Origin of the sequence: Sodalis sp. RH22 (genome assembly GCF_047324165.1) — a bacterium.
Classification (GTDB): domain Bacteria; phylum Pseudomonadota; class Gammaproteobacteria; order Enterobacterales; family Enterobacteriaceae; genus Acerihabitans.
Window position 1 is genome coordinate 4,728,696 of record NZ_CP178731.1, and the last position, 22,238, is coordinate 4,750,933.

Here is a 22,238-nt window from a genome sequence, read left to right on the forward strand (position 1 = left end):
ACCGTCCCGCCGCCAGACGATCTCCCCTCTCTTCGCCCCTTAACCCCCGGCGCGCGCGTTGCGAACGCCGCGGATCAAGACCGTCCTATTGCGTTATCCATTGCGTTATCCATGCCGCATATCCTGCCGCTTATTTGACTTAGCGCCGGGGATACGGTTTTTTACCGCCCCGATTGCCCCGCTGTAACATCACTGACATCAAGCCGTCGAATACTGCATTTTATTTATGATGGATAAAATCATGTTGGTTATTGGTCAAGGTGGTTTCAAGGGCCGCAGATGGCGATTACCGCGCATCGACGCGCCGCAATGGATGACCAGCCTGCGCGGCGGGTTTGTCCTGTTCCTGTTGCTGTTTTGTCTGTTGCAATGCCTCTCTATCGCGTTGCTTTCTCAGTTGGTCACCCATATGAAAAGCAATATCACCACCGCCCACGCCATGACGGAACGTCAGGCGTTAATGAATAAATCCCGTATAGAATTATTGACCGCCAGCGATAATATCAATCGCGCCGGCGTTTATTTTATGCAGGATAAACAAAGCGGCTCCGTCGGCAGTTGGCAGGCCTTGGCCGACAGCGCCGACACAGCGCTAAAAGCGGCTCAGTCCTTTTTTGCCGATTATCAAAAGCTGGATGGCGCGCAGGATAACGACGCCGCTCTGCGCCAGAATTTCGCCCTGGTGTTTGACGGGCTGAATGAGCAGTTAAAGGGACTGCGCGCGGATAATATCGATTCGTTTTTCATGGTGCCCATCCAGGCGTTTCAGGAACAATTCAACACGGCGTTTTATCAGCGGCTAAGCCAGGATACCGCCGAAGCCGGGCGCTTTAACCAAGCGATATTATCCTCGCTGACCACCGGTCGCAGCCTGTCGCTTGGTATCTCGGCGTTGCTGGCAGGTTTGCTGGCGCTAGCCGGCCTGGCCCTGTCCTATGCCGTTATCATGCCTCTCGACCACGCCCTGCGCCATATGGCGCAGATTGCTACCGGCAACCTCAGCGAACCTATGACGGCCTCCCGCTGGCAGTCGCGGGAGATCGTGGATCTGAATCAAGGTATCGGCCAGATGCAACTGGGCTTGCAACATATCGTCAATGAAATCAATGAAATATCTTCCCTGGTGATGCGGGGCGCCGGCGACATCGCCAGTCATAACCAGCGCGTCAGCCAGCATAACCGGCACCAGACCCAGGCTTTTCAAACTATCGGCGAGCGGTTAAACCATGTGGCGCAGGAAGCGGAAACCGGAGCGCAGTTCGCCGGTAATGCCACACGTCATATGAGTGATGCGGAGGCGTTGACCCGGCGCTGTGGCGAGATGGTGACGGAGGTTGATAAAAAAATGCATGAGATCGTGGCGGAGTCGGAAAAAATAGCCGGCATCGTGACCTTCCTCGACGGCATCTCCATGCAAACCAAACTGTTGTCGTTGAACGCGGCCATCGAAGCGGCCCACTCAGGGATAAACGGCCGCACATTTTCAGTGGTGGCGCGGGAAATGAGCCTGTTGTCGCAAAAAAGCGGTGGGTCGACGCGTGATATCGATATGCTGATCCAATCCACCCACCGGCACATCGACAGCGGTTTCAGCCGGGTAAAAGCGTTGGACCGGGTATACCACGATATTGTCCAGGCGGTGCAGGGGGTGGCATTGTTATTGGATGAACTGCAGCGCAATGCCGCGTCGCAAAGCGAAGGGGTGAATACCATCGCCGGTGAAATTAAACAGCTCAACGATCAAATCGCGCAAAGCAATCTGCTGACCCTGGCGTGCGCCAAAGCATCCGATGCGCTTATCGGCCATTCCCAACGTTTGCGGCAAAGCGTCAGTAAGTTCGCGCTGGCATGACCGGCCGGAAAAGCCGATGATATTTTCCTGCCATCCTTTGTGCCACTGCGAGGAATAAAATGAGCCAATTATCCCCTGTACGTATTGCGGTTATCGACGACTGGCAATCCGTCGCCGGTCAGGTCGTGGACTGGTCGGCGCTGACGCCGGTCGGCGACGTGACATTTTTGCACGAGTTCCCCGCCGATACCGCGGCGTTGGCCGCACGGCTGCAATGCTATGACGTTATCTGCGCCATGCGTGAACGGACCCGTTTTGACCGCGCGCTCATGATGCAGTTGCCGCAGTTAAAGCTGCTGGTGACCAGCGGCATGAAAAATGCCGCGATTGATATTGCCGCCGCCGGAGAGCTGGGCATAAGCGTCGCCGGCACCGACGGCAATCCCTATGCCGCCCCCGAACTGACCTGGGCGTTGATTATGGCGCTTACCCGCAACCTGCTGGCGGAGGCGACTGCGTTGAGGTCGGGCGGCTGGCAGCAGGGGCTGGGCACCAGCCTGCACGGCCGCACGCTCGGTATCCTGGGGTTGGGCAAGATAGGCCGGAAGGTGGCCCGCTATGCGCAGGCCTTCGGCATGGAGACTATCGCCTGGAGTGAAAACCTGACGGCTGAGCGGGCGGCCGAATCAGGTGTGACCTATGTTGATAAAGCAACGCTGTTTGCACAGGCGGATGTCTTATCCGTCCATCTGGTATTGAGCGGGCGCACCCGCGCAATGGTGGACGCGCCATCGCTGGCGCTGATGAAACCCACGGCGTATGTGGTCAACACCGCGCGCGGACCGATAATTGATGAGGCGGCGCTGATTGCCGCGCTGCACGAACGGCGCATCGCCGGCGCGGCCCTGGATGTCTTTGACCAGGAACCGCTGCCGGCGGCGCATCCGTTTCGCGCCATGGATAATGTCCTGGCGACGCCGCATATCGGCTACGTAACCCGTGAAAGCTACCAGGTGTTCTTCAGCGATATGATCGAGGATATCCTGGCCTGGCACGCCGGCCGGCCTATCCGGCTGCTGGCATAACCGGGCCGCCGGGATCTGGCGGTTACGCCGGGATAATACGCTCGGCTTTCAGACGGTCAAACAGGTCGATAAAGCTGTCGCGGGTATCCTGGTAGCCGGTAAAACCGGCCTTACGGCTTTTGCTCATATCGGTCACGATTTCCATCGGCCGGCCGAGGTCGGCGTCGGTATGCCACCAGGAGACCAGGTTATCGATATTGGCCTCGCGCAGGCCAAAGCGCGCGGCAATGTCCGTCCACTGCGCCGGCGCGTCCTGCATGCGCTCGCCAAGCGGTGACGCCTGGCCGGGGAACGGCGCCGGCGACACGCCAAAATAATCGGCTATCTGCGACCACATCCACCGCCAGCGGAAGATATCGCCGTTTACGACGTTAAAATCCTGGTTTTTCCCCTGGTCATGGGTGGCGGCCCATTCCAGGTGACTGGCCAGCAGCCGGGAATCGGTCATATCGGTCAGGCCGTGCCATTGCATGGTGGAACCCGGGAAAATAAACGGCTGGCCGGTGTATTTGCACAGCGTGGCATAAACCGCCAGCGTTACCCCCATATTCATGGCATTGCCGATGGCATAACCAACGATGGTATGCGGGCGATGGACGCTCCAGGTGAAGCCATGGCGTTTGGCCGCGGCGAACAGGCGATCTTCCTGGGCGTAATAAAAATTGTCCACCGGCAGCCGCCCCTGTTCTTCGCGAAAGGGCGTGACGGGGACCGCGCCGGTGGCATAAGCCTCAAAGGGACCGAGGTAATGTTTCAGCCCGGTGACCAGCGCGGCATGGCCGCCTGCCATAGAGGCGCCCAGCGCATCCAGGACATGACTGACCATGGCGCCGTTCACGCGGATATTTTCTTTTTCCGTAGCCTGACGCGACCAGGCGGTGAAAAACACGCGATCGACCGCAAGATCTTTCAACGCCGCCGCCACGGATTGCCCGTCGGTGAGGTCGGCAACGATGGCTTCGCAGCCTTCCGGCACCGGCGTGCGGCCACGGGATAAACCGTAGACCCGCCACCCACTGTGCAATAATTTCACTGCCAGCGCGCTGCCGATAATGCCGCTAACGCCGACGATTAAGGCACGATGTTGCATAGCTTATCTCCCATTATCATTCCAGGTCTTCAGATTAGACTGGAATTTAATTCTTATCCCGGCTATTGTTTCCTTCCATTCGAGAATTTTTATCCCTGATACTATGCATCCCACGGAACGTCTGAAGGGCCTGAGCGCGTTTGTTTACACCGCCAGGTACGGCAGCTTCGCCGCCGCCGCCGAACAGCTGAACCTCACCAGTTCCGCGGTGGGTAAAAGCGTGGCGCGCCTTGAACAACGCCTGGACACACGGCTGTTTGAGCGCACTACGCGCCGGTTGGTCCTGACCGATGCCGGACAGGCGTTTTTCGCCACCTGTACCCGGGTATTGAACGACCTGGCCGATGCCCAGGCGGTATTGGCGTCCCATGCCCATACGCCCATGGGCCGGCTGCGTATCGATCTGCCGGCCTCGTTCGGCCGCCTTATCGTGATGCCGATATTGATCGCGTTTTTCCGGCGGCATACCCATCTGCGGCCCCATATCACCTTTACCGATCGTTTTGTCGATTTGGTTGACGAGGGCGTGGATGTCGCGGTGCGTATCGGCGGCGTTGGCGATTTGCCGCCGGCGATCGGCTCCCGCTACCTGGGCACCGAACGCCTGATTTTCTGCGCCGCGCCCGCTTATCTGAAATCCCGGGGCGTACCGCTCACCGTGAAGGCGTTAAGCGATCATGATTGCGTGGTCTATGGTAAAAGCGATGGCGCGGGGGCGCGCTGGTTATTGCCGGCGGAGGGGGGGCGGACCAGGGGGCTTGAGATCGCGCATCATATGATGGTCAGCGACAGCGAAGCGCAGGTGGCGGCCCTCGAGGCGGGGGCGGGCCTGGCGCAAATAGCCACCTGGCTGGTGAGCAAAAGCCTTGATGAGGGCAAACTGGTGCCTGTCCTGCCCGAGGCCGTGGTCGACGGCCTGCCTTTGCATATTACCTGGCCGAAAAATAAGCAACTGACCCCCAAGATCGATTTATTGTTGCGAACTTTCGCCGGGCAGCTGCGCATCCGCTAAGGCATGCGCGCGCGTGCCGCGGTTATTCTAATCCCGCCAGGCTGTAATTCACCGGCACCCACCGGTAACCCCGCCGATCGCCCGTCCTATCCCGGTATTTCACATGGCCCAGGCCGGGAAAAGCAATATGGTCGGCGGCAATCAAATAGTCATTTTTTACCGCCTCCTCCAGAATGGCTTTCCTGGATTTGGCCGCCTGCGTCTTGTCCCAGTCATAGGTAATCGTCGTGTCCGGATCGGGAAATTGCACGGCGGATGAATGAATGGTATCGCCCCAGATCAACAGCTTCTGGCCGGCGCTTTCTATCATATAAAGCGTGTGGCCCGGCGTATGGCCCGGGGCGGGGATGGCGTTTATGCCGGGAAACAGCTGGGTTTGACCGGTGAAGGTTTTTAATTTTCCCGCGGCGATTACCGGGCGGAAGGAGGACGCGGATTCCGCGAAGGTATGCTTTTCACTCTCCCGCACCTGGCCGATATTCCTGGGATTCAGCCAAAAGTCGACATCCCGCTGATTAACCCAAACGGTGGCATTGGGGAAAGCGTACTGGCCGTTATGCACCAATCCGCCCGAATGATCCGCGTGAATATGGGTTAACAAGACGGTATCTATCTTTTCCGCCGGATAACCGGCAGCGCGCAGGTTTTCCAGCAGACGTCCGCCATTGTTGCCAAACAGCGGGCCGGAACCGGTATCGACGAGTATCAGGTTGCTGCCGGTGTTGATGACATAGGCGTTAATGGACGTTTCCACATTGGCGGACATATCTTCATCGGCCAGGCGCTGTTTGAGCATGGCGGGGGTGATGTCCAGCAACAGCTTGTCCAGGGGGATGGTGACGGTGCCGTCGGAAACGGCGGTGATTTCAAACTTGCCCAGCATCATACGATAAAAGCCCGGAGCCTGGTGTTTTTGCTGCGCCACCGGGGTCGCGGCGGCGGGCACCTGCGCCAGGGCGGGTGAGAGCGCCGTAGCAAGCATAAAGACGGCGGCGACCTTGACCTTGTTGACTCTTTTCATCATTACCTTCCATTTTTAAACGACATAAATCAATGGCTAAAGTATCTGGTCGGCGATAGTATTGATCAAATTGATTGGAGTAATTATGAATATCAACGAAAATGATTTTCGTGGTGTGGATTTGAATCTGCTGATTACTTTCCTGGTACTGTACCGGGAGCGCAGCGTTTCACTGGCCGCGCAGAAGCTTTTCCTGGGGCAACCGGCGGTCAGCAGCGCCCTGGCCCGGCTGCGGGCGTTATTTGACGATGCGCTGTTTATCCGTACCGCCCAGGGGATGCAACCCACCGCCAGGGCGGATTTCCTGGCCCGGCGGTTTGCGCCGCACTTTGAACAGATCCAGTCGATTTTATTTAATTCCGATGAGTTTATCCCCGGCGCGAGCCAGCGGACATTCACTCTGGGAATGACGGATTGGGTAGAGATTTGGCTGATGCCGCCGCTGTTGAAACAGCTCAGGACGCACGCGCCGGCTATTCGAATCAACGTTATCGCCACCACGCCCTTTGAGGACCCGGCTTTTCTTGAGCAGCACGAGGTGGATATGGTGGTTTCAGTCACCAGCGACCAGGCCCCCTGGCTACGGCGGGAGAAGCTGTTATCCCAGGAATTCCTGGTATTATGGCATCCGCGTCAGCTGCCGCTGCCCGCCCCGCTTTCCCTTGAGAATTACTTGCGATATGAACATCTGCTGGTGACCTATCGCTCCAGGGCGCGCAGCGTGGCGGACGATATGCTGGCGGAAAAGGGCATGGAACGGCGCATCAGTTATACCACGCCGCACTTCTCTTCATTGCCGGGGATATTACAGAATACGCCGGTGCTGACCACGGTACCGCAAGCATTGGCGCAGGCGTGGATGCGCAATGTCGCTTTTTGCGCCAGTCCGCCGCCGTTGGCGCTGCCGGGATTTGACCTGTCGCTGTTATGGCATGGCAGAAATGACGCCGATGCAGGCCGCCGCTGGCTTGCGGGGCAGATAAGCGCTATAGCGGGAAATAATGCGGCGCCGCACACCGCGGAGACAAAGAAGGTAGAATCTTAGCGCATCGCCAGATAGGCGTTTTTTACCTTCCACAGGTATCGCGGCGCCTGCGGCTGGGGATGTTTTTCCTGGATGTGCTGGTAGAACTGTTCCGGCGTCAGTTGGTTGATTCTGTTTATGGCGTAGTCCCGATCGCTTGAGAACGAGCGCAGCAGGGCGCCCGCGCCGTTAACGTAGGCGACCGCGATGGCGTAACGCAGCGTCTCGGGGTTGTGGATGCCGGATAACTGCCGTTGCAGGATGCTGATATAGGCCGTGCCCAGATCAATATTCGTGGCGGGGTCTTTTAAATCACGGACGCTCGGCTGGCCGTAGCGGCCTTTTAACCGATAGGCATCGCGTCCGGCGGTAGACGCCTTAAGCTGCATAAGCCCGACGGCGTTGGATTTGCTGATTACGCTGGGATTATAACCCGACTCTACCTGAATAATGGCTTTCACCAGCGTTTCATCGACGCCGTAAATGCTGGCGGAGTCGTGGATATAGCCGCCATAGATTCCCTTGGGCGCTGACTGCGGCAACATTTGCTGCGGCTGGGGGGGAGTAACGATGGCGACAGGCCGCTCTGTGGGTTGTTTGGCACACCCGGCCAACAGCAAACCCGCTATCAGGAAAAGGGAGTTTAATTTCACGCAGTATGCCTCAGGCGACGGGAGCGACCCTCAGCATATACAGGTTTGCGCCAGTTCTGAATATTTTTTTTCAGTGATGCGAGGCAAATTGCATTTTTTCTCGCCGTTTCGTTAGATTGCGCGGGATTCCGGCTGGAATATTCCCCTGTCTCTAAGATGCATCCTAAAATTATATTTAAATATTCAAAAAAATATAAGGGTAACGCCGCGCTCAAATAGCGCGCGGCATCGCCGTTGCCGCCCAAATAACGCGACTGGCCCCAAATACGACAACGATGTCAGTATAATTTAACTGTCGATATTAAGTAAATAACGCAGGTTATACCGATTTTTCATTTCTATTTTTATCTTAGCGCGACATGCGCTGCGATATTTTGCCGCCTGCCGGCGCCGGCAGGATATTGCCGCGCCATAAGCGTTAGAACCGCAAAATAAATCGGCTGCCCTGCTGCAGGGCTTTGACATCAAGTTGCCAGTGATGGGCGACGGCAATCTCTTTGCAGATGGCCAGTCCCAGTCCCGTACCGCCATGTACCGCGCCGGGCGCGCGCCAGAACCGGTCAAACACCCGCGGCGCTTCATCGGCTTTAAGGCCCGGCCCGTTGTCCGAGACCTGGATGGAGGCGGCGTCGGCCAGAATATCAACGGTACCGCCGGGCGGGGAGTAGTGGATGGCATTCTCGACGATGTTTTTCAGCAAGATAAACAGCGCGCTTTTATCCGCGTGTATCGGCGGCAGGGTATCCGGCAGCCACAGGCGCAACGTGATACGGTTGCCCGCGGCCTTGCGGTCCAGATAGGATGCCACGTCGCGCATTACGGCAAGCCGGTCCACCTCGCCAAAGCTATAGTTCTGCGATTCGCTCACCTCCGCCAGGTGCAATAGCTGGCGGACCTGACGCGCCATCAGATCGATTTCCCGATACAGCAGGTTTTTATTTTCGATTTCGGGCTGCAGCTCAATTTGTCCCCGCAGTAACGTGAGCGGAGTTTGCAGCTCGTGCGCCGCGGCGCCGAGGAAATCCTGCTGGGCGATAAAACCCGTTTCCAGTCGCGCCAGGGCGGCGTTAAAAGCAACTATCAGCGGCTTGATCTCACTGGGAATATCACGATCGTTTAAGCGTGTCTGCAAATTAGCGGGCGTGATCGACATGGCGGCCTCGGAGGCCACTTTCAGGGGATAGAGCACACGGCGTATGGTAAAGGGGAATGCCAGGCCGAACGCGATGGTCGCGATTAATATGCTCCAGGCGATGATCTCCGGCAGCGGCGCGAATTTCATATTCGCCACATTTTCCCCGAAGACGTCGCTGGTCGCGGTCTGCACGTAAAAGCGCCTTCCCCCGTGATCGGTTGCAAGCGTTATTACATCAAATGGCCTGCCGTTGATGGTCACGCGCTGATGGGAATCCGCCAGATCCGCCAGCCGGCCCTTGCCCCATGCCAGGCCGCTGTTGTCTTTCCCACTGCTGAGCATCATGGTGCCGTGGTTATCAAACACGCGATACATCACTTCGGTGGGGGCGATAGCGAATAGCCAGGCCGTTTGTTCATCCAGCCTGGCGGAGACGGGCATGCCCAGTTCGTTGTATTGCAAGCCGGCGGAAACCCGCAGCGCGTTTTTTTGGTTATTATCTTTTTGCCACATTTCCCGGGGAAACTGATTTAACGCGTAGAGGTAAAGCGCCGCGATAAACGACAGGCTGACCGCCAGGACCGCAATGCTGGTCAGCCATAATCTTGCCGACAGGCTATATGTCCAGTAACGGATCCATTGCGCACGGAGAAATGTCTTAAGCATAGCCAAGCCCGCCGTCATCGCGGGAGGCCGTCCTCACGGCCAGGGCGAAGCCGACGCCACGGACATTTACGATTTGGGCGGCCACGCCCGCGGTGGACATTTTTTTACGTAGCCGGTGAACGGTGACTTCCAGCGCATTCGGCGTGACCGCTTCCCCTAATCCCCATGCCGCGTGTTCCAGTGATGCATGACGCACCGTCTGCCCGCCCGCTTTAAGCAACGCCAGCAGTATTTGCAGTTCGGTGGGGGCCAGCAAAACGGACTGCGTTGCGCCGTACAGCGTCGGTTCCCGGGGATCAAGGGTAATATCGGCGAAGGCGTATACCAGGCCGGCGGTTTCAGCCGGCCGCCGCATCAGCGTTCGGATGCGCGCGACCAGTTCGCTCATGGCGAACGGCTTGGTAACGTAATCGTCCGCGCCGCTTTCCAGTCCGTCGACCCTATCGTGCAAGGCATCCCGGGCGGTCAGGATCAGGCAGGGCGTCATATATCCCGTGGCCCGCAACTCCCTTAAAAAATCCAATCCGTCGCCGTCGGGCAAGCCGCGATCGATGATAAGCACGGCATAATCAGCCTGCTTTACGCCGTATTTCGCCTGCGACAGGGTATAAAAAAAATCGGTTTCCACCCCGGCGCCGGACAGCGCCTGACCGATCATGGCCGCCAGACGCTCGTTATCCTCGATAAGTGCGATACGCGCCATGTCGTGTTTTCCAGTTAGAAACGATAAAGGTAGCCGAACCGGGCCTCGGGGATCACTGTCCTGTCAACCAATGGACTGTCGGTGATTCCGCCGCCCAGATGAGAGACGCCGGCGTCCAGGCTCAGGCTTTGGTGCGGCGTAAGCTGGTAATCGAAACGCACGCCCGCCGAGAAGTTATAGGTGGCTTTACCCGCGTAGGCATCGCGTCCGGCGCGCGCTTCATCATTTTCCACGCCGTAATAATAATCCACATAGCGACTATTATACCAGTCAATGCCGGCGTGGGGCACGAGCGTGACGTCCCCGTATTCGAACGCCCGGTGGTAATCAATGCCCGCTTTCAACCCTTTATTCCCCGCCGTCAGGACGTTTGCGCCGAAGGTGCCGTAGCCGCTGTCCCAGGCCATGGCCGGTCCGACCCAGAATCCGCCTTTGCGTTTTTGCATGCCGTCGAGTATCGGCGCGTCCGATTCCTTATAGCCATCGCCCAGGGCATATTCCCCGCGCAGGGTAACGCTGACGTTATCCCAGCGGCCGATCTTGACGTCAAGTTTGTTGCCGAAGAGATGGATCCATTTGTTATCGAAATAGATCAGGGGCAGCGGGGAGACGCTGGCATCGTCTCCTTTGTAAGGCGATTGCTCATAGCCCACGCCGATGCCAAGACCCCAGTGGGTAACGTTGGGCGCATCGCTCCAAAATGAAAAGCCCGTCGCGTCATTCTCCGCCGTCGCCGGGGCGGTGCCGGCAGCGCAGGCGGCGCCGGAAAAAAACGCTACGGATGCTACTGCATACCCTATCCTGAGCCGATGTTGCATGAATTCTCTCACAGTGGTTGTCTGGATGTCGCCGGGAGGACGTGACCAAGATGGGGTCAACTCTAAGGCCGTCAGGCTTACAGTCGACTTACAGCGAGGCGATTAATGATCCCTTCAGCGGCAGTCCGCCATCATTTCATGGCATGGTCATCGCAGTGAATAAATTTGGGAGGGTGCCGGCAACATGACATAAGTGAACAACGCGCGCCGGCCCCGGCCGCCGGCAGGGACCGGCAAAGAGGCGGAATGTATCCGCCGGCCAGGGTCACGGGTTGGGTGGCGACGATAGTCATGTAGCCGGCCTGGGCGCCGCCGGTTAAATTTGCGCCATTCCGCCATCAATGCACAATTCTGCCCCGGTAATAAAGCTGCTTTCATCCGAGGCGAGGAAAAGGGCGGCGGCCGCGACTTCTTCCGGTTTGCCCAGACGGCCTAACGGAATATGGCCGATCAAGGTTTTCCGAACCTCTTGCGTAACCTGATCAAACATTGGCGTGTCGATCGGTCCGGGACTCAGCGTATTCACGCGAATTCCCCGATCGGCGAACTCGTTGGCCCACGTTCTGGCATAGGAGCGCATGGCGGCTTTGGTCGCGCCATAGACGCCATAGCCGGGGGTGCCGATAAATCCGGCGATGGATCCAATCAATACCATACTGCCGCCCTTATCCATCAGCGGCAGCGCTTTTTGCGCCGTGAACAGCGCGGCGCGGGCGTTAACATCAAACATCAGATCGAAATGGGTTTCAGTTATCTCGTTTAATGTGGACGGCACGGAAACGCCTGAGGCGATCACCAGAACATCCAGCCGACCTTTTTGAGCCTTGACCGCGGCATATAACCGGTCAAGGTCCGCCATTTCCGTCACATCCCCTTGCACCGCCGCGATATTTCCGCCGATCAATGCCACCGCCTTATCGAGTTCCGCCTGGCGGCGGCCGGTGATAAAGACATAAGCGCCTGCTTGCACGAAGCGTTGTGCGATGGCCAGGCCGATGCCACTGCCGCCGCCGGTGACGACCGCGATTTTCCCGTTTAAGTTCGACATATAAGTACTCCATTGAATTTGAACCATGATGGTATAACTTATATACTTACTGTCAATTACGCACCTTGAGTCGCGTAGGTATACACAAGGAAACCACTATGTCCCGGCCCGCTATCAACACCCTTGCTGCCGCATGCGCGGTGAACACCCTTGCCGCTGCATGCACGGCGCGCCCGATTCTTGACCAAATCGCCAATAAATGGTCCCTGATGATCCTGATTGTCCTTTGTGAGCAGCCGGTTCGTTTTAACGCGTTGCAGCGGCGTGTGGGGGGGATAACCCAGAAGGCGTTGACCGAGAGCCTGCGTCGTCTTGAGAGAAACGGGCTGGTAAAACGATGTGTTATAGCCTCCTCGCCGGTCGCGGTTGAATATTCGCTCACGCCGTTGGGGCATACCTTGCAATCACCGTTTGCCGCGATTTATGCCTGGGCTGTCGATCATCAGCCCGACATCGAACGGGCGCAGCGGGATTTCGATCAGCATATTCATCAAATGAACAGCGCGGTTAATTGAACCCGCATTGAGACATCGGTCTTATCCGCAGAGTGATGGCCTGGCTGAACGGTTTACCGTCCTGTTGGACAAATGCGTCCTGCCGCCTTAATTCTTCGGCGCGACACCGTCGAGATAATACACATTGCTGTTGGCGGCGGGGACCTGGTTAAAGATATCGGTAAAGCGCGCGTTATAGCGTTGCCGGTAAGCGGCGAGATCATTTGCTTCCGGCTCAAGGTCCCGTAAAAACGAGAGCGCCAAACGGACATGTTTATGCGTCAGTTCGGTGGGCAGCCGCGCTTTATGCAACACCGAATGCCAGAATGCCAGACTCTCTTCGGCGTCATCGACAATAAAGGTTTGATAGATCAGCAGCACGCCCGCGGCGTTGCCGAGATGTGATTCGCTGTTATGTAATAAATAGCTGACAAACTCGCCGCCGGCTTTTTTCCCCATTTGGCTTATCATGGATTCCACATAGACCGGCTCGATATTCAGGCGTTTGGTCAACGCCTGCGACGCCCGGCGGGAATCGGAGTTTAGGATGCGAAAACCGACAAGGAAAACGACAACCAGCGTTGCCAGTATGAGCCAGATCATGGGACGTCCTCAAGCAAACCAGGGTCCATCATAAGAGTAAATCACCGCCGAGAAAACAGCCGTGCGGAAGAAAGATGTTCACCGGGATTCAGCGACCCGCAATTTACCATTATTGCCGGAGCTGCGCACTGGCGTCCGCTTTAAGGCCAACCCATTTCATCCCGCCGTGATTTATTGGTAGGTTAAGGTAAAGGTGGCTGTGCTGTTGGCGAGTCCGGGCGTCACCGTGCTTTCAGTCTGGTAATAACGCGCCTCTAACGGGATATTAAAAAATCCTGCCGCGGTGGTGGTGCCAACGGCCAGCGGCGCGCCGAGGGTGACCGGATTGCTATTATACAGTATTTGCACGCCCACGCCGGTGGCGGCGGGGGGGGAAGAGGATGGGCTCAGCGCCAGTACGTTCGTCGCGCTGCCGGCGCTGATGCCGTCGAACTGCACTCTGACATTAATGCCGGGATTACAATCCAGCGGTATAGTAAAGCCGCGCAGGCCCGCCGTGCTGCCGATGGCGGTAAACTCTGCGCGATCCACATTACCCATCGGCACCGTGATGGCGGTGTTGGTCACTGAGCATGCATTGACGATAACGGTAATAATTCCCGAGAAAAGCGATACCGCCGGCAAAGTCAAATCACTGCCGTTTACGACATTGATAAAACTGGCGAGATGTGTCGAGGGGAGGGTTCCGGGGGTGACGGGACCGAGTTTATAAAAAGTGATTGTTGCGCCGCCGGTTAACTGCGGGATGTAGCCGCTTGGATTGGAGCATAGCTGAACGGTATTGGCATCCCCCCCCATCTGCGGGCCGGTGCCTATATAGGCGGATCCTACGCAGTCTCCTGTAGGCTGCACATCGCCATAGACGATGTAACCTAATCCGGTATCACCCAATTTATAGATGTTGCGGCCAGCCGATACCTCACCTGTGATATTTTCCAAATTTCCCTGTAGCCCAAATTGTTGCTGGGTTATGCCGGCGGGGGCGCACGAATATCTATCCGAGCTCGGAAAAACATAGGGGTTGCCTATCAGGCCGTTGGGTTTATCACGCGCTAACGTTAAGGTGACGGGGGCGCCGGTCTGCGATGCTCCCGTGGTGGTACAGGCGGCCATGGCCGGTGGGGTATACGCCAGCGCCGCGCACGCCGTCGCCAGCAGGGCGCTTATCGACCATAAAATGCGTTGTTGCTTCATACGATGGCTCCTAACGACATGGCACACTGGCCATGCGAATCGAGGGGGTTGGCGATGCCGCGGCGGGCAGACTGTAGCCGGCTTCGCACCGCTGGTCCGCGCCCTGGCCCCAGACCGCCTTGATCCGGCCCTGTTCCGGCATTCCGCTCAGGTACACCTGGCCCGCGGCATCCGCAATACCGCTGTTTTCGCTTTCACCGGCGGCCTGTATCTGGGTGACCTGCGTGCCGAAGGGCACCGGCTGACCCCGATACGTTATCGTCAGCAGCACCCGGCTGCCCACCCGGGTCTTGAAGTCCGCCAGCGCCAGCGCTCCCTGCGTGGGTATGACGGTCTGGGTATTGATATCGATATCCACATCCTCACCCAACGTCGTGGTGTCGAGCGCAATGCGATTCCGGCGATACGTGGTGGCAAAGGGCACCACGGCGTAACCACGCCGGTCGGTCACCACGCCGGTATTGTTTTCCACCCGTACCCCGTCGGCGCCCGGCGCGCGTACCAGCGCCAGCGTATCGCCCAGCGATTGCGACAGCGTGACGCCATAAGGATGCGCCACGACGCCGCCCTGCGCCCCGTAGTTTACCTGCCGGTTGTGTCGGCTGTAGTTATAGCCTGCGTTGAGCTCGCCGCTCCCTCCCCGGTACGACGCCGATGCGCTGCCGCTGGCGCCGATACCCCGGTTGCCGTAGCTTTGCTGCACGCTGTAGTTAAAATTATTATCCGCAAGCAGGGTGCCGCTGATGCCCGCCTGCTGATTGACCGCGCCGTGGTTATCGCCATTGACGCTGTAGGTCGCCCAGCTGTTCGGCAGCCATTTGCTGAGCGGGATTTGCACGCTGAACGCAAATTGCCGATCGTTGTCCTGCGGCCCCGGCGTCTGGCTAAAAGTGTAATTCAGGTAATAGGTGATGCCGGCGTGGCTAAGACTGTACCCGGCGCTTAAGCTGCGCTGATAACCGCTTTGCCGCCAGTAGTCCTGCTGATAGCCCGCCAGATACAGACTGCCGGCATCGCCCATAGACTGGCTGACATTCAGTTGGATCCTGCTGCGCTTGTTGTAGAGCCGTTGCCAGGCGTTGGAGGCTTGATGGGTCATCTCGTTGGCATCGCCAAAGTCATAAAAGCCTTTGCTGGAGTAGCGATACCCGGCGAGGGTAAAAGAGGTCCCGTAGTCGGTAAAGACTTTGGCGTACTGGAAGCGATACGATTGGCCGGTATGGCGCTCATCGCTGCCGGGCAACGTGGTGTTGGCCCGGGTCACATCGAACGACGCGGAGCCCAGGTCGCCAAAACCACGGCCCATCCCCAGCAGCAGGGATTGGTAGTCCGCCGAGGCGATTGACCCGCCGTAGACCGACGTGTCACCGGGCAGGCCGTAAATCAGGCTGCCCATAAGAAAATTGGGCTCCCGCGCGTCGTTAAACGCGGAGCGGTATCGGCCGGCGCTGGCGGCATATTTCAACCTGCCCTCGCGCTGCATGATAGGCACCGCCGAAAACGGTTGGGTAAAACGGCGTTCCGCGCCGCTGGCTTCCCGTATCGTCACGTCCAGGTTACCGCTGGCCGCGGTGGGAAACAGATCGGTAATCACAAAAGGGCCGGGGGCGACGTACGTCTGATAAATAATGGAATTATTCTGGCGAATGGTCACCTGCGCGTTGCTTTGCGCGATGCCTCGTACAACCGGGGCAAACCCGCGCAGGCTATCGGGCAGCATATTATCATCGGAGGCCAACTGCGCGCCGCGAAACGGCACGCTGTCGAATATCGTCCCGGGCGTGTAGGCGTCGCCGGCGGTAAACTGGCCCTTAAGCGACTGCACGTCATGCTGGACGTACGTGTTGATGCTGTCCCAATGGGAAGGCTCCCGGCTGCTGTTGCTATAAACAGAATAATTCCTTAATCGCCAACCGCCCAGATTGGCCCCGCTGCGCAGGTTGAGATAATGGTTTTCGTCGCTGCCCGACTGGTCGTCATACCAGGTAGTAGAGCCGGAATAGGCGTAGCCCAGCATCAGGGCGGGCAGCCCCTGATCCCATTGCGACGGATCGACATAGCCGCGCGCCTGGCTGTCCAGCGCCGCCTGCGGCACGCTGAGATCCAGGCGCAATTGCTGGAAATTCAGCGTGCTGCCGGCCTCGGGAATGTACTGGCCAAGCGCGGTAATAGGCTGGTCGTCCGGCAGCGCCCGCAGGGCCGGGAAGGCGCCGCGATTCACCCCATACTCCGCCAGTTGCCTGGCGGTGAGTTCGGGCTGCAGCCCCACCGCGGAGGCCACAAACGTGACCTCGCGGGTATCCACCTTATTGCCGTTGAGATAGATATCGACGCGATAGATGCCAGGCAGTTGTCCCCCGATATCAGAGAACTGGGAGAGATCAACCGCGTGCATTGCCGCCCCCTTGAGGGATAGGGCGTTGGGATTAAAGTAGTCCTGCGCCGGCGACGGCAGCGGGACGAGACCCAGCGATAAGACCGGCAAAACAGGCGGGATGGACCAGGCGAAGCAGCTCATCAACATCGGTCTGACAGGCAGCCGGGATAGCGCATTTTTCATATTCACCCCCTCTACCGCATGCTGGCAAACGGATGATCCGCCGGCTAATGGGCGTGCCGTCGTTAAGCCATCACAACGGCGCGCTGGCCGGCGCGGAAGTGCCGCCGAATTCATTAATCGCCCGCCACATCACGTTACCGCGTACCCCGGCCGGCAACGGCCAGCTCAGGGTGCCCAGCGGGGCAATCATGCCGGGATTTGTAATGTCCTGGCCGCTTACGCTCAAACTGGCGAACGACACGTAGAACGGGGTAGGGTTACGCGCCGTTAATTGCCCGCCCTGGCGGGAGAAATTCAGGGCTTTATACGCATCCCCGGCACGACCGGCCAGGTTTTGCGGACGATAAAACAGTTTGATGCGGGTATTGATGCTGATCAGCAACTGGTTGATCGCATTTTTATCGGTGGCGGGGATGGATTTAATATTGAGCCAAAACACCGATTCGCGGTCCCCGGGCAGGTTGCCGCCGGCGCGCACGATGCGCAGGACATTTTCCTGCCCCGCATCCAGCCGGAACAGCGGCGGGGTGATGATAAACGGCACCCTGAGGGTGTCGCTATCGCGTTCGTTATCAATCCAGGACTGAATAAGATAGGGCAGCGATTTGTCCGGATTGCTGACGGAAATCGACGCTTCTTTCTTCCCGGCATCGTAAACGACCCGGGTTCCGCCCACCACCACGCCGGCCTGAGCCAGTAAGGCGCTAACCAGCCCGGCTGCCATGCATACCGCTTTCAGCCACTGAAACATGGTCATCTCCAGTAAAAATCCGCCACTACGCGCGCCATGGCCCAAGAGTAATGACCGATAGAGATTAAATATGGCCTCTGGGGCGACCTAAAGACGGGGCCAGGGCATCGGCATTTATGTTTAGGGATATTGCAGGACGAATTCCGCCGTGGCATTGGCGGCACCTGCTACAATCGGCGTCGCGGTTTGCATGTACTTCGCCACGAAGTCCAGCGAACCGCCGGCCGCGGTGACAGGCTGCGCCACGGACGCCGCGCCAAGATTCACCCGGGTGCTGCCGTCGGATTCAAACAGCGCGATGCCGGCGCCGGTGGCTCCCCCGGCGGTTAAACCTAATACCGTGCTATCCGCGGGATCCGCAGCGCCGGAAAAAAAGACCTGGGCGGTGGTTAAACCCGCGGGGCAGGAGGTCAGCGTAATGGAGAACGGCGTGGAACCCGCGGTTGCGCCAACACCACTAAACGCCGCGACGGTTAAACTGCCCATATTCACCGCCACGACGGCAGGTTCCACGACACAGGCTGTATCCAGAATGGTTCCGGTGAAGTTGATGGTACCATCGGCGGCATTAGCCAGGCCGCAGGACAGAATGCCGGCTACGGCTAACGCGGGAAGGGTAAATGTGCTTTTCATATAAGGCCCCTCGTTCACTAATATTATTTATCGCTGGATAAATCACTGCCCTTTTGGAACATGCCACTCAATCTTGCCGGAACGTGATCGCGTGATCTCATTACCTGTCAACGAGCGTGGGGAAAAACGCCAGTAGGGGATCAAGTGAATAATAAACCTCATTAGGGTGTATTTGCAGAAAATACAGCGTGCGATGCAAGTTGATAATAACGCCGGTACGTCACCTTCTGTAAATAGGGCCAAAGTGAATAATGAATAAAAAAATATAAAAACCTTGATATTGATTTTTAATGGTGAGTTATTTTAAGGGGCGGGGAGCAATTAGGATAAAAACCTCTTTGTGAGACAAGATAGGTTACGCATAAATAATCATAATGAATTTTAATTTTATATGGGATATAGCCAGATAAATTATTGTTATAGAATGTTGAGTGAAATTGATAGCCTGCATTAGAGCAGGTGCTTAATCGGTGATGGATAGTTAATGAACGGTGCGGCTGCGCCGCCAAAAAATAAGGCGTATATAAAAATAATGCCGCCCATGTCGGCGCGGCAGGCAATAATGCCGGTGATTCCTTGGGGATGCTTCCCATCCGGCGGGTTTAGCGGTCTGCCATATCAGCCGACGCGTTTTACTTCACCCACCAGGCACAGGTATGACAATGCGCCCAGCAGGGCGACCGCCGCGATATAGATCAATGCCGGCGCGAAACCATAATCCTGGGCAAGATAGCCGACCACCAGCGGAACGGTGATGCCGCCCAACCCGCCGACAAAGTTAAACACGCCGCCGGTCAGTCCGATCAGCCGCACCGGCGCCAGCGACGATACCAGCGACCAGGTAATGGAAGCAAAACCGTTGCCGAAAAAGGCTAAAGCCATTAGCGTCATAATCCAAACAGGATCGTTGGTATAATTCGCGCCCATAATGCAGGTTGACAGCAACAGGCCGCAGATGATGGGCGTTTTGCGTGCAAATCCAATGGTTTTGCCCTTGCGCACCATACGGTCGGCAAAGAGACCCGACAGTAATACGCCCGCAAACGCGGCCAGGAAAGGTACGGTAGTCATAAATCCGGCGGTCAGGGCGCCGATATGTTTTTCCTGGGTCAAATAATTGGGAAACCAGGTGAGAAAAAACCATAACGTCGAGGTTACGGCAAATTGCCCCAGATAAACGCCGACCAGCTTGCGGTGAAATATTAACTTCCAGTCGGCCGCGGTCATGGACATGCGTTGCGCCTTGGCGGTAGGCGCATCGCCGTCAATAATGCCGCCGCCGGCTGCGATATAATGCAGTTCGGCCGCATTAATCCCTTTGCTTTTTTTCGGCGGTTGATAAACAACGTGCCAAATAACCGACCAGATTATGCCCACCCCGCCGGTGAGAATAAACACCCAATGCCAACTCAGCATTTCCTGCACCCAAATCAATAGCGGCGTCAGAAAAGCCAAACCGACAAATTGCCCCGAAGTGAAAAAACCAACCGCCGATGCCCGTTCCTGCTCGGGGAACCAGCTCGTCACCATCCGGTTATTGGTTGGAAACGCGGGCGCTTCAAACATCCCCGTGATGGCGCGTAAGCCCATAAGTGAAATCAAACCATTGGCGAATCCCTGGCTGAGCGTCGCCACGGACCAGCCGAAAATGGCAATGAAATAGGTCATTTTTGAGCCGACGCGATCGAGAAACCAGCCGCCGGGTATCTGGCAAAGGGTATAGGTCCAGGCAAATGCCGAGAAGACATATCCCATCTGTGTCTTATTAATACCGAACTCTTGCTGGATATGCACCGACGCAACCGCCAGGTTGGCGCGGTCGACATAACAAATCACCACGGTAATAAAGATCATGAGCAATGTGATATAGCGCCGTTTGGACGGCGCGGTGGCTACTGAGATATCCATCTTGTTCATCCCGTTCAGTAAACTACAACATGTAAGGTAAGGTGGGTAGTGAGTTGATAATATTTTTGATAGAAACTGCAAACGCGCATGAAATCCATTGTTATAGCATCGAAAATAAATTGTGTTTGCAGGCGATGCGCGCTTTGGCTTTGTGACAAAATAAACAATACAGTGTTAAAAACCTAATGAACTACCGCAGCACGTTATACAATAAAAAGAACTCATTAATTTTTTAAGTTAAATAAAATTAATGGCCCACCGGCTGAAAATATATTTATCAGTCAGTATTAAAGGCAATATGGCGTTCTGCCCGATGGATGAAAGAATGTGTCGTTGCTTCCAAGCAGTTTCTTTCGCAATAATTATCTGTTGGTGATTGTAGCACCATAATTTTATCTTGTACTACAATGCAGATCACACTTTGGACACTTTATCCGCGGGCTTGATGGCCCGCGAAAAAGAGCGCGGCTGCCGCTGGCGCGGAGCAAGCCGGCTCGTTCATTGCGCGCATCAGCGCGCTACTGCATACCCGACTGCGTCTACATTACCAGGGGAGGCTACCCTGCTCGTTTTGGTAGGCGCCTTTCGGGTCATGCTCAGTAAGCAGCGCCAGGCGCACTATAAATACCGCCGCCTCGGCGGGCATCCTATCACCCCGATTTCCGCTTAGCTCGGTGTTCACCAGGCCTGGGCAGGCAGATACCGCGGTAATCCCGGTAGCGCGCAGTTCGGCATTGAGCTGGATCGTCAGCATATTCAGCGCGGCTTTTGACGCGTTGTAGCCAATAAACCGGACATCGTAGTACGGCCAGTCGGGATCTTCATTGAGCGTCAATGAACCCAGGCTACTGGATAGATTGACGATACGCCCGGCTTCGGACTTACGCAGCAGCGGCAGCATCGCCTGCGTAACCGCCAGTGTCCCGATGAAATTAGTGTCGAATACCCGACGCACCGCGTCCAGGGCGGCGGCGCCTGGCGCGCCGTCCGTGGCGTCGGAAACGCCGGCATTGTTCACCAGGATATCGAGGCGGCCATACTCGGCGTCGATCCTGGCCGCGGCCGCGGCTATGCTCCGCGCGTCGCAAAGGTCAATCTGAATGAACGACGCCGGCAAACCCTGCGCGGCCAGCTTATCGGCCGCGGATTTACCTCGGCCCGCGTCGCGTCCACCCACCAGGACGAAGACACCCTTTTGCGCAAGCTGCCTGGCGATTTCGTGGCCGATTCCTTTATTGGCGCCCGTCACGAGCGCAATGCGGTTAGCGATATTTGTCATGTGAAGTTCCTTGATAATTTCGGTTATTCCGATCACATTAAGAATAAGAATAATTCTTCAGGTTTTGAATTCGCTTATGTTTTCGGTCCCCAAACGCAGCCTCAGCGCCCGTAAAGTCCCGCAGCAGGCGCGATCGGCCACCACTGTCGAGGCCATTTTCGACGCGACGATTCAGGTTTTATTAGCCGCGGGGCCAACCCGTTTGACGACAACGCGCGTGGCTGAAAGGGCGGGGGTATCCGTTGGCTCGCTATATCAGTATTTTCCCAATAAGCAGGCGTTGTTCTATGCGCTGAATGAAAGATATCTCATCATGCTGGCGGAACGGGTTGAGGCGGCCTGTCTGGCGCAACACGGGAAACCCTATGCGCAGATGAGCGACGCGCTCGTCAGCACCTACATTGCAGCCAAAATCGAGCGCCGCGATGTGACGAGCGCACTCTATCGTGCGGCGGCCGAGGTGGATGTGGCCGAACTGGTCGAGGCGATGACCAGGCGTGTCGAAGCGGCAAGCGAGGCCATGTTTGCCAGCGCCCCGGACGCGAAATTTGCCGATCTCGCTACGGTGAACCTGACGCTGTTGAACGTCCTGTGCGGCACCGTCTGCAATGTGTTCGTCAGGAATATGTCGGAACTGTTCGTTGGCGGCGGCCTGACATCACAGCTGACGTTAATGTTCTGTACTTATCTGAACGCGGCGAAAATGCCGCCGGCGGACGCGTAGTGCCGCGGGGAGAAAACACAGGCTAAGCCATTTTTCCCCCGGGAG

At 57.1% G+C, this 22,238-nt stretch carries 20 protein-coding genes; 6 read left to right on the forward strand and 14 right to left on the reverse strand.

The genetic code is table 11. The features are described 5' to 3' along the window. The first annotated feature begins 241 nt into the window (after positions 1-241). Together ACL2XN_RS21500 and ACL2XN_RS21505 are read left to right on the forward strand one after the other, a co-directional pair. Positions 242-1,852 carry a methyl-accepting chemotaxis protein gene (locus ACL2XN_RS21500; RefSeq protein WP_413729415.1) on the forward strand — a complete coding sequence of 537 codons (1,611 nt, stop codon included), beginning with the start codon at positions 242-244 and terminating at the stop codon, positions 1,850-1,852. A 59-nt stretch (positions 1,853-1,911) separates the two neighbouring features. Beyond that, positions 1,912-2,877: a D-2-hydroxyacid dehydrogenase family protein gene (locus ACL2XN_RS21505; RefSeq protein WP_413729416.1), complete on the forward strand. Its 966-nt coding sequence runs from the start codon at positions 1,912-1,914 to the stop codon at positions 2,875-2,877. A 22-nt stretch (positions 2,878-2,899) separates the two neighbouring features. Here the strand turns inward: ACL2XN_RS21505 and ACL2XN_RS21510 are convergent, their stop codons facing one another. Beyond that, positions 2,900-3,967 (reverse strand): SDR family oxidoreductase, encoded by a 1,068-nt coding sequence (locus ACL2XN_RS21510; protein WP_413721465.1) that lies wholly within the window; start codon positions 3,965-3,967, stop codon positions 2,900-2,902. A 103-nt stretch (positions 3,968-4,070) separates the two neighbouring features. Here ACL2XN_RS21510 and ACL2XN_RS21515 point away from each other — a divergent pair, with 103 nt between their 5' ends. Beyond that, complete coding sequence (locus ACL2XN_RS21515; protein WP_410013496.1) at positions 4,071-4,979, forward strand: LysR substrate-binding domain-containing protein; 909 nt, start codon at positions 4,071-4,073, stop codon at positions 4,977-4,979. A 22-nt stretch (positions 4,980-5,001) separates the two neighbouring features. Here ACL2XN_RS21515 and ACL2XN_RS21520 read toward each other — a convergent pair whose 3' ends face one another. Next, complete coding sequence (locus tag ACL2XN_RS21520; protein WP_413729417.1) at positions 5,002-6,003, reverse strand: MBL fold metallo-hydrolase; 1,002 nt, start codon at positions 6,001-6,003, stop codon at positions 5,002-5,004. 82 nt (positions 6,004-6,085) lie between these two features. Here ACL2XN_RS21520 and ACL2XN_RS21525 point away from each other — a divergent pair, with 82 nt between their 5' ends. After that, positions 6,086-7,045 (forward strand): LysR family transcriptional regulator, encoded by a 960-nt coding sequence (locus tag ACL2XN_RS21525; RefSeq protein WP_413729418.1) that lies wholly within the window; start codon positions 6,086-6,088, stop codon positions 7,043-7,045. Here the strand turns inward: ACL2XN_RS21525 and ACL2XN_RS21530 are convergent. The 5 genes from ACL2XN_RS21530 to ACL2XN_RS21550 form a co-directional block, all read right to left on the reverse strand. After that, positions 7,042-7,677 carry a transglycosylase SLT domain-containing protein gene (locus tag ACL2XN_RS21530; RefSeq protein WP_410013499.1) on the reverse strand — a complete coding sequence of 212 codons (636 nt, stop codon included), beginning with the start codon at positions 7,675-7,677 and terminating at the stop codon, positions 7,042-7,044. The two genes, ACL2XN_RS21525 and ACL2XN_RS21530, sit on opposite strands and share 4 nt — an antisense overlap. Positions 7,678-8,095: 418 nt before the next feature. Beyond that, entirely contained in the window at positions 8,096-9,478 is a 1,383-nt protein-coding gene (locus ACL2XN_RS21535; protein ID WP_413729419.1) for a sensor histidine kinase, read from the reverse strand. Then, entirely contained in the window at positions 9,471-10,181 is a 711-nt protein-coding gene (locus ACL2XN_RS21540; RefSeq protein ID WP_413727667.1) for a response regulator transcription factor, read from the reverse strand. Before ACL2XN_RS21540 ends, ACL2XN_RS21535 begins: the two co-directional genes overlap by 8 nt. A gap of 14 nt (positions 10,182-10,195) precedes the next feature. After that, positions 10,196-10,999, reverse strand: coding sequence for a MipA/OmpV family protein (locus tag ACL2XN_RS21545; RefSeq protein ID WP_410013502.1), 804 nt, complete (start codon positions 10,997-10,999; stop codon positions 10,196-10,198). A gap of 316 nt (positions 11,000-11,315) precedes the next feature. Next, positions 11,316-12,047, reverse strand: coding sequence for an SDR family NAD(P)-dependent oxidoreductase (locus ACL2XN_RS21550; protein ID WP_410013503.1), 732 nt, complete (start codon positions 12,045-12,047; stop codon positions 11,316-11,318). A 98-nt stretch (positions 12,048-12,145) separates the two neighbouring features. Between ACL2XN_RS21550 and ACL2XN_RS21555 the strand changes: the two genes are divergently transcribed. Beyond that, positions 12,146-12,562 (forward strand): winged helix-turn-helix transcriptional regulator, encoded by a 417-nt coding sequence (locus tag ACL2XN_RS21555; RefSeq protein WP_410013504.1) that lies wholly within the window; start codon positions 12,146-12,148, stop codon positions 12,560-12,562. A gap of 87 nt (positions 12,563-12,649) precedes the next feature. Here the strand turns inward: ACL2XN_RS21555 and ACL2XN_RS21560 are convergent, their stop codons facing one another. The 7 genes from ACL2XN_RS21560 to ACL2XN_RS21590 form a co-directional block, all read right to left on the reverse strand. Continuing rightward, positions 12,650-13,144 (reverse strand): DUF1198 family protein, encoded by a 495-nt coding sequence (locus ACL2XN_RS21560; RefSeq protein WP_410013505.1) that lies wholly within the window; start codon positions 13,142-13,144, stop codon positions 12,650-12,652. Between the two features lie 171 nt (positions 13,145-13,315). After that, a complete protein-coding gene (locus tag ACL2XN_RS21565) occupies positions 13,316-14,338 on the reverse strand; it encodes a fimbrial protein (RefSeq protein WP_413729420.1) in 1,023 nt (340 codons plus the stop codon). A gap of 10 nt (positions 14,339-14,348) precedes the next feature. Beyond that, positions 14,349-16,898, reverse strand: a complete 2,550-nt coding sequence (locus ACL2XN_RS21570; RefSeq protein ID WP_413729421.1) for a fimbria/pilus outer membrane usher protein — start codon at positions 16,896-16,898, stop codon at positions 14,349-14,351. Between the two features lie 70 nt (positions 16,899-16,968). After that, positions 16,969-17,655 (reverse strand): molecular chaperone, encoded by a 687-nt coding sequence (locus ACL2XN_RS21575; RefSeq protein ID WP_410013508.1) that lies wholly within the window; start codon positions 17,653-17,655, stop codon positions 16,969-16,971. A 114-nt stretch (positions 17,656-17,769) separates the two neighbouring features. Beyond that, positions 17,770-18,282, reverse strand: a complete 513-nt coding sequence (locus tag ACL2XN_RS21580) for a fimbrial protein (protein ID WP_410013509.1) — start codon at positions 18,280-18,282, stop codon at positions 17,770-17,772. A gap of 618 nt (positions 18,283-18,900) precedes the next feature. Next, complete coding sequence (locus ACL2XN_RS21585) at positions 18,901-20,190, reverse strand: MFS transporter (RefSeq protein ID WP_413727672.1); 1,290 nt, start codon at positions 20,188-20,190, stop codon at positions 18,901-18,903. Between the two features lie 544 nt (positions 20,191-20,734). After that, the gene (locus ACL2XN_RS21590; RefSeq protein ID WP_410013511.1) at positions 20,735-21,469 is read right to left on the reverse strand and encodes an SDR family NAD(P)-dependent oxidoreductase; all 735 of its coding nucleotides are present in this window, start codon (positions 21,467-21,469) and stop codon (positions 20,735-20,737) included. 76 nt (positions 21,470-21,545) lie between these two features. Here ACL2XN_RS21590 and ACL2XN_RS21595 point away from each other — a divergent pair, with 76 nt between their 5' ends. Beyond that, complete coding sequence (locus tag ACL2XN_RS21595; RefSeq protein ID WP_410013512.1) at positions 21,546-22,193, forward strand: TetR/AcrR family transcriptional regulator; 648 nt, start codon at positions 21,546-21,548, stop codon at positions 22,191-22,193. Positions 22,194-22,238: the final 45 nt, after the last annotated feature.

Excerpts from the sequence above, each read along its gene's own strand:
- ACL2XN_RS21500 (WP_413729415.1), top strand. The coding sequence starts at position 242 with ATGTTGGTTATTGGTCAAGGTGGTTTCAAGGGCCGCAGATGGCGATTA.
- ACL2XN_RS21505 (WP_413729416.1), top strand. The coding sequence starts at position 1,912 with ATGAGCCAATTATCCCCTGTACGTATTGCGGTTATCGACGACTGGCAA.
- ACL2XN_RS21510 (WP_413721465.1), bottom strand. The coding sequence starts at position 3,967 with ATGCAACATCGTGCCTTAATCGTCGGCGTTAGCGGCATTATCGGCAGC.
- ACL2XN_RS21515 (WP_410013496.1), top strand. The coding sequence starts at position 4,071 with ATGCATCCCACGGAACGTCTGAAGGGCCTGAGCGCGTTTGTTTACACC.
- ACL2XN_RS21520 (WP_413729417.1), bottom strand. The coding sequence starts at position 6,003 with ATGATGAAAAGAGTCAACAAGGTCAAGGTCGCCGCCGTCTTTATGCTT.
- ACL2XN_RS21525 (WP_413729418.1), top strand. The coding sequence starts at position 6,086 with ATGAATATCAACGAAAATGATTTTCGTGGTGTGGATTTGAATCTGCTG.
- ACL2XN_RS21535 (WP_413729419.1), bottom strand. The coding sequence starts at position 9,478 with ATGCTTAAGACATTTCTCCGTGCGCAATGGATCCGTTACTGGACATAT.
- ACL2XN_RS21540 (WP_413727667.1), bottom strand. The coding sequence starts at position 10,181 with ATGGCGCGTATCGCACTTATCGAGGATAACGAGCGTCTGGCGGCCATG.
- ACL2XN_RS21545 (WP_410013502.1), bottom strand. The coding sequence starts at position 10,999 with ATGCAACATCGGCTCAGGATAGGGTATGCAGTAGCATCCGTAGCGTTT.
- ACL2XN_RS21550 (WP_410013503.1), bottom strand. The coding sequence starts at position 12,047 with ATGTCGAACTTAAACGGGAAAATCGCGGTCGTCACCGGCGGCGGCAGT.
- ACL2XN_RS21555 (WP_410013504.1), top strand. The coding sequence starts at position 12,146 with ATGTCCCGGCCCGCTATCAACACCCTTGCTGCCGCATGCGCGGTGAAC.
- ACL2XN_RS21560 (WP_410013505.1), bottom strand. The coding sequence starts at position 13,144 with ATGATCTGGCTCATACTGGCAACGCTGGTTGTCGTTTTCCTTGTCGGT.
- ACL2XN_RS21565 (WP_413729420.1), bottom strand. The coding sequence starts at position 14,338 with ATGAAGCAACAACGCATTTTATGGTCGATAAGCGCCCTGCTGGCGACG.
- ACL2XN_RS21570 (WP_413729421.1), bottom strand. The coding sequence starts at position 16,898 with ATGAAAAATGCGCTATCCCGGCTGCCTGTCAGACCGATGTTGATGAGC.
- ACL2XN_RS21575 (WP_410013508.1), bottom strand. The coding sequence starts at position 17,655 with ATGACCATGTTTCAGTGGCTGAAAGCGGTATGCATGGCAGCCGGGCTG.
- ACL2XN_RS21580 (WP_410013509.1), bottom strand. The coding sequence starts at position 18,282 with ATGAAAAGCACATTTACCCTTCCCGCGTTAGCCGTAGCCGGCATTCTG.
- ACL2XN_RS21585 (WP_413727672.1), bottom strand. The coding sequence starts at position 20,190 with ATGGATATCTCAGTAGCCACCGCGCCGTCCAAACGGCGCTATATCACA.
- ACL2XN_RS21590 (WP_410013511.1), bottom strand. The coding sequence starts at position 21,469 with ATGACAAATATCGCTAACCGCATTGCGCTCGTGACGGGCGCCAATAAA.
- ACL2XN_RS21595 (WP_410013512.1), top strand. The coding sequence starts at position 21,546 with ATGTTTTCGGTCCCCAAACGCAGCCTCAGCGCCCGTAAAGTCCCGCAG.